Origin of the sequence: Streptomyces swartbergensis, assembly GCF_002148965.1 — a bacterium.
In the GTDB taxonomy this organism is placed as follows: Bacteria; Actinomycetota; Actinomycetes; order Streptomycetales; family Streptomycetaceae; genus Streptomyces; species Streptomyces swartbergensis.
Genome location: NZ_NGFN01000459.1, coordinates 1 through 5,711 on the forward strand (window position 1 = coordinate 1; position 5,711 = coordinate 5,711).

Sequence of the window (5,711 nt, forward strand, 5' to 3'; positions counted from 1 at the left end):
GGGGGATACGGCGGCGGCGGAGCGGCAGGGGGTTCCCGGCGGCGACGGGTCAGGGCGTAGGGAAACGCAAACCCCACGGCTCCTCCCGCGACAGCGCCGACCAGCATGGCCAACGGGAAGTCCCAGCCGATACCGGAGTCGAACAGCTGCTGCGGCCCTGCGACCACGCACCCGAAAGGTCCCGCCGCGAGCGCGCCGCGCCAACGGTCGCGCAGTCCCGGCCCGTTCCTGCTCATGACGGCCGCTGTCCGGTCCTCGCACGGCGCCACCGAAGCGCGCGCAGCACCATATAGGAGACGAGGGCGACCGAGAAGATCACGCTGACTGTCGCTCGGGCCACCAGCCAGACGATTCCACTCGGGTCCCAGACGGCCTCGACCAGATTCACGCCGACGGCCACGGCGAACGCCCCTTTGAGCCGGGTGCCCGCCGCAGCCACCCGGTACGCCGGGGGCGCGCCCTGCTCTTTGAACGCGGTCAGCTTCGGCGCGGGATTGCTCGCCATGGATTCCACCTCGTGTGAGCGAACTCGACCGCCTGCTCCCTCTGCCGTGCCCGCGAACACGCCTTCCATGGGGGCCGGAATCGGTCCCACCCCTTATTCGGTATGGATCGGGACATAGGTACTCCAACGGCTCGCTCGAAGCTGAGGAATGTTCAACTCCGCCGCAGCACCCGCCGCTTGGGTTGTCCGAAAGCGCGTTCCCCTTCAGCTGTCCATCCCGTGCACACTGGCCACGTCCGCAGCCAGTCGTGCCGTGAAGGACTCCCCGATGGCCGAACCGGGCCCGTTCAGATCCCCTGTAAGCGCTGTCCAGATGTCCGGGCGCCTGGTGTGCTGGAGCCTGGCCGCAGCGATGGTCACCGCCGGCGTCGACGCCGTCCTCGATCCGCGGGCCGGCTGGTGGGCCGCGGTGTGGTCGCTGCCGTGGTGGCTCTTCGGTGCGGCCGTCCTCACGTGGGGCGTGTTCCGGTCCCGCGAGAAGGCGGACCGCCGACCCCCGCACGACAGTGTGCGAAGCGACTGGGAGCGGGCCGCCTGACACCGCCGGTGCGGCCGCCAGGACCCCATCGGGAATAAGCGGGGACAGTCCCCTGTTAGAGCCGGAACGACAGCACACGGCCCACAGCAGGAGGCACCCCACCGTGGCGGCAGACGAGATACGCGGCGCAGCGCAGGGCAGCGCCCCCGTCCCCCTCTCCGTACTGGACCTGGTCACCGTAGGGGCCGGCCGCACCGCCTCCGACGCGCTGCGCACCAGCGTCGACCTGGCCCGCCTCGCGGAGGCCCGCGGCTTCCACCGCTACTGGGTCGCCGAGCACCACTCCATGCCGGGCGTGGCCTCCTCGTCCCCGGCCGTGATCCTGGCCCACCTCGCCGCCCACACCGACCGCATCCGCCTCGGCTCGGGCGGTGTGATGCTGCCCAATCACGCCCCGCTCGTCATCGCCGAGCAGTTCGGGACCCTGGAGGCCATGGCCCCGGGCCGCATCGACCTCGGGCTCGGCCGCGCGCCCGGTACGGACGGTGCCACGGCCGCCGCCCTGCGCCGCACCGACCGGCTGGGCGAAGGCGCCGACGACTTCCCCCAGCAGCTCGCCGAGCTGACCCGGTTCCTCGACGACGACTTCCCCGACGGGCACCCCTACCGCCGTATCCACGCCGTACCGGGGCCGGTCCAGGCGACGTCCCCCGGCGGCGTCCAGTCCCCGCACCGCCCGCCGGTCTGGCTGCTCGGATCCTCCGGCTTCAGCGCCCGGCTGGCCGGCGTCCTCGGACTGCCTTTCGCCTTCGCGCACCACTTCTCGGCGCAGAACACGATCCCGGCCCTCGACCTGTACCGGGAGTCCTTCCAGCCGTCCGCCGTGCTCGCCGAGCCGTACGCCCTCATCGGCGTCTCCGCCCTCGCCGCCGACGAGGAGAAGGAGGCCCGCCGCCAGGTCCTGGCCGCCGCCCTCGGCATGGTCCGGCTGCGCACCGGACGCCCCGGCCTCGTGCCCACCCCCGAGGAGGCGGAAGCCCACGAGTTCAGCCCGATGGAGCGCGACTTCGTCGACTCCTGGAACGCCAACGTCATCCACGGCACCCCGGACGAGGTCCGCTCTGGCCTGGACGACCTCGCCAAGCGCACCGGCGCCGACGAGCTGATGATCACGGCCAACGCGCACAGCGGCGACGTACGCGTCCGCAGCTACGAACTCATCGCCGACGCCTACGGGTTGCCGACGCCCGCCTGAACGCCCGGCGCGCCCAGCAGCTCGGAGATACGATCCGGCGGCACCGGACGGGAGTAGAGCCAGCCCTGTCCGGTGTCGCAGCCGATGCGCCGCAGCCGGGTCGCCTGGGCCGAGGTCTCCACGCATTCGGCCGTGACGGTCAGCCCGAGCCGGTGGGCGAGCTGGATCATCGCCTCGACCACGACCTCGTCGGCCGGGTTCGGGCGGGTGGCCGTGCTGTCCCGGTCGTCGTACTGGAAACCGCGGACGAAGGTGCCGTCCAGCTTCAGTACGGACACCGGCAGGCGGCTGAGGTAGGCCAGGTTGGAGTAGCCGGTGCCGAAGTCGTCGATGGCGATGCGGACGCCCATGTCGCTGAGGGCCTTCAGGGCCTGGAGCGGCCGGCCGGCCGAGCCCATCACCGCCGACTCGGTGAGTTCCAGCTGGAGCAGGTGCGGCGCGAGGCCCGTCTCGGCCAGGGTCTCCGCCACGTCCGCCACCAGGTCGGAGTCCCAGACCTGACGCACCGCCACGTTCACGCTCACGAAGATCGGCGGCTCGTCGGGGTGGTCCAACTGCCAGCGACGGGCCTGTCCGCAGGCCGTACGCAGCACCCAGCGGCCCAGCGGAACGATCGAACCGTCCTCCTCGGCAAGTCCGATGAACCGATTCGGCGTCAGTACGCCGAACTGAGGATGATTCCAGCGGATGAGCGCCTCGACCCCGTGCAGCCGGTCGTCCTCCATGCCGACCAGCGGCTGGTACTCCAACTGGAACTCGCCCCGGTCGATGGCCGGCCGCAGCGTGGAGGCGAGGGCCTGGCGGGTCATGCGGTGGGCGTTGCGCTCCGGGTCGAACAGCGTCCAGCGGGACTTGCCGTCGGCCTTCGCCCAGTAGAGCGTGGTGTCCGCCGCCTGCATCAGGGCGGTGGGGGTCGTCCCGGCCGCGTGCCGTTCGACGACGCCGATCGACGCCGAGACCGACAGCCGCTGCCCGGAGATGTCGAACGGGTCCTGGATCGCCTCCAGCACCGACTCGGCCAGCTCGGCCAGTTGCTCGGTGCCGGTGGAGTCCTCGACGAGCAGCGCGAACTCGTCACCGCCGAGCCGGGCCACCAGCGGCGTGCTGGGGCGGGCGTGACCGGCCTCGTCCGCGCAGCGCGTCAGGCGCTCGGCGACGGCGGCCAGCAGCCGGTCGCCCACGCGGTGGCCGAGGGTGTCGTTGATGGCCTTGAAGCCGTCCAGGTCCAGGTAGCACAGGCCGATCCGGCCGGTGCCGCTCTGCTCGTACGACTCCGCCTCCAGCGCGGCCGACAGCCGTTCGAAGAACAGCGTGCGGTTGGGCAGCCGGGTCACCGGGTCGTGCATCTGCAAGTGCCGCAGCCGGGCCTGGAGTTCGCGGCGGGAGCTGATGTCGGCGACGGACAGCAGGACGGCCCGGTCCTCGGCGGGCAGCGGGGCGACCGTCACCTGCACCCACAGCGAGTGCCCGTCGGGGTGCTTGAGACGGCGCGTGCAGCGCAGCCGGGACTGCCGGCCGCGCAGCACCTCGCGGTAGGCGTGCCACGTGCGGGCGTCGGAGGTGAGGTCGACCAGGTCGGCGGCGACTGCCCCCGCCAGCTCGTCCGGGGCGCTGCCGAGCAGCGCGGCGAGCGAGTCGTTGGCGCTGACGACCATCCCCTCGCGGTCGACGACGGCCATGGCGAGCGGGGCGGCCGTGAAGACGGAGCGGTAGGGCGGACCCGCCGGAGGCTCGGTACGGGGAGGCGTCTCGATCTCACTCTCTGTGACGACCGGCCGGTCGAGGTCTACCGCGGGCGCCGGCCCTTCGGAGGTTCCGCTCACCGCTCGCTCCCGCATGTATTCGATCTCTGTCCGTGCAGGAAAGGTCAGGAAAGTGTGCCGATCATAGAGGCTGGCCCCAGGGCCTTCCAGCCGGTGTCCAGTGTTCCCGACCAACCCGCGCTTCTGCCAGATCGTTTCTGCTCACGCCTGGACGGCTTCTTCAGGCCCCCGACCAGTTGTGACGTTCCGTGAGTGTTTCCGGGGTGTCGGCTTCCGCGCCTTTTCGGCTTCTTCACCCGACTGGTGCAGGCAAACAGGACGCAGTACGACAAATCATCACAGGCTGGGTGCGGTGTTCCGCGAACCGTATCCGGAGGTACCCGTGCCGCGTCAGTTCCCGCGCGCCCGATGGCGCAGCACCGCGGCCGTGTTCACCACCATGTCGGCGATCGCCGCGACCTCCCTCGGCACCGGCCCGTCGGCCGCCGAGCCCGACTCGGCCGCGCCCTGCGCCCTGACCCGCACCGACGCCCACCACTCGGAGGGCCTGGACACCTGGAACGCCGCCTATCCGCGCCCGGCCCGGGCCCTGGACGCGGTCATGGTCTTCCTGTCCTTCCCGGACGCCCACCCGCTGACCACGCCGCAGGAGCTGACCGCCGACCACTTCCCGGCCACCACCCTCTTCTTCGAACGCGCCTCCTACGGCCGTTTCACCCTGCGCCCGCACCCGCTCGGGTACTGGATCCAGATGCCGCAGCCGTCCACGGCATACGCCATACGGCGTGACTGGAGCGCCGAGCACCGGGCCGCGTACCTGCGGGACGCGCTCTCCGTGGCCGACTCGCGGGTCGACTTTTCCCGCTACGACGTCGTGTACTTCGTCGCCGACCCGGACGCGCCCGGTGTGGACTCCGACGCGACCAAGGTGGTCAACCTCACGAGTCCGATGCGGGCCGACGGCGCCGACCTGCGCCGGGTCGTCACGGTGTTCGAGCAGCATCCGCCGGACCGGCTCGTTCTCGCCCATGAGACCGGGCACGTGTTCGACCTGCCCGACCTCTACCACCGGCCCGTGGACGGCAAGGGCGACTGGGACACGCACGTCGGCGACTGGGACCTGATGGGCAGCCAGTTCGGACTGGCCCCCGACCTGTTCGGCTGGCACAAGTGGAAGCTGGGCTGGCTGGAGCAGCGGCAGGTGCGGTGCGTGCAGGACGCCGGGCCCGCCCGGCTGACCCTGGAGCCGCTCGCGGCCGGGCCCGGGGTGCCGGTGGCGGGTGCGGCGGGGGCACCGGCTTTCGGTCTCGGGCGGGGCACCAAGCTCGCGGTGGTGCGTACGGGCCGCGACAACGTGCTCGCCTTCGAGGTGCGCGGGCCGGTGGGCAACGACGTGGCCGCCTGCCGGCAGGGAGTGCTGGTGTACCGGGTGCGGGGCGAGGCGCCGTCCGGGGGCGGGCCGATCGAGGTGATCGACGCCCATCCGGAAACCGAGGCCTGCTGGGAGGACTCGGTCTATCCGCCCCTCGCGGACGCGCCGATCGGCCCCGGGGAGAGTTTCACGGTGCCGGGGGAGGGGGTCCGGGTGGAGGTGGAGGGGCGTACGGCGTCCGGGGCCTGGACGGTGAAGATCACAGCGGGCCGTTGAAGGCGCGGCGCACCGCCACGAGCACGCAGAAGGCCCCTCGCTCTCGCGAGGGGCCTTCTGCG

The 5,711-nt window shown here is 71.9% G+C and carries 6 protein-coding genes; 3 read left to right on the forward strand and 3 right to left on the reverse strand.

All coding sequences use genetic code 11. The features are described from left to right. Both CA983_RS47375 and CA983_RS39825 read right to left on the reverse strand, forming a co-directional pair. On the reverse strand, positions 1-236 hold a 236-nt coding region (locus tag CA983_RS47375), incomplete at its 3' end, for a hypothetical protein (protein WP_208637141.1). Further along, positions 233-505, reverse strand: coding sequence for a hypothetical protein (locus tag CA983_RS39825; RefSeq protein ID WP_086605570.1), 273 nt, complete (start codon positions 503-505; stop codon positions 233-235). The genes CA983_RS47375 and CA983_RS39825, both read right to left, overlap by 4 nt. A 313-nt stretch (positions 506-818) precedes the next feature. Here CA983_RS39825 and CA983_RS39830 point away from each other — a divergent pair, with 313 nt between their 5' ends. Together CA983_RS39830 and CA983_RS39835 are read left to right on the forward strand one after the other, a co-directional pair. After that, positions 819-1,043, forward strand: a complete 225-nt coding sequence (locus CA983_RS39830) for a hypothetical protein (protein ID WP_244207298.1) — start codon at positions 819-821, stop codon at positions 1,041-1,043. Between the two features lie 103 nt (positions 1,044-1,146). Beyond that, the gene (locus CA983_RS39835; protein ID WP_086605572.1) at positions 1,147-2,238 is read left to right on the forward strand and encodes an LLM class flavin-dependent oxidoreductase; all 1,092 of its coding nucleotides are present in this window, start codon (positions 1,147-1,149) and stop codon (positions 2,236-2,238) included. Here the strand turns inward: CA983_RS39835 and CA983_RS39840 are convergent. Continuing rightward, complete coding sequence (locus CA983_RS39840) at positions 2,214-4,076, reverse strand: putative bifunctional diguanylate cyclase/phosphodiesterase (RefSeq protein ID WP_086605573.1); 1,863 nt, start codon at positions 4,074-4,076, stop codon at positions 2,214-2,216. The genes CA983_RS39835 and CA983_RS39840 overlap by 25 nt on opposite strands. A 307-nt stretch (positions 4,077-4,383) precedes the next feature. On the opposite strand from CA983_RS39840, the gene CA983_RS39845 reads away from it, so the two are divergent. Then, positions 4,384-5,649: a M6 family metalloprotease domain-containing protein gene (locus CA983_RS39845; RefSeq protein ID WP_086605574.1), complete on the forward strand. Its 1,266-nt coding sequence runs from the start codon at positions 4,384-4,386 to the stop codon at positions 5,647-5,649. The last annotated feature ends 62 nt before the right edge of the window (positions 5,650-5,711 follow it).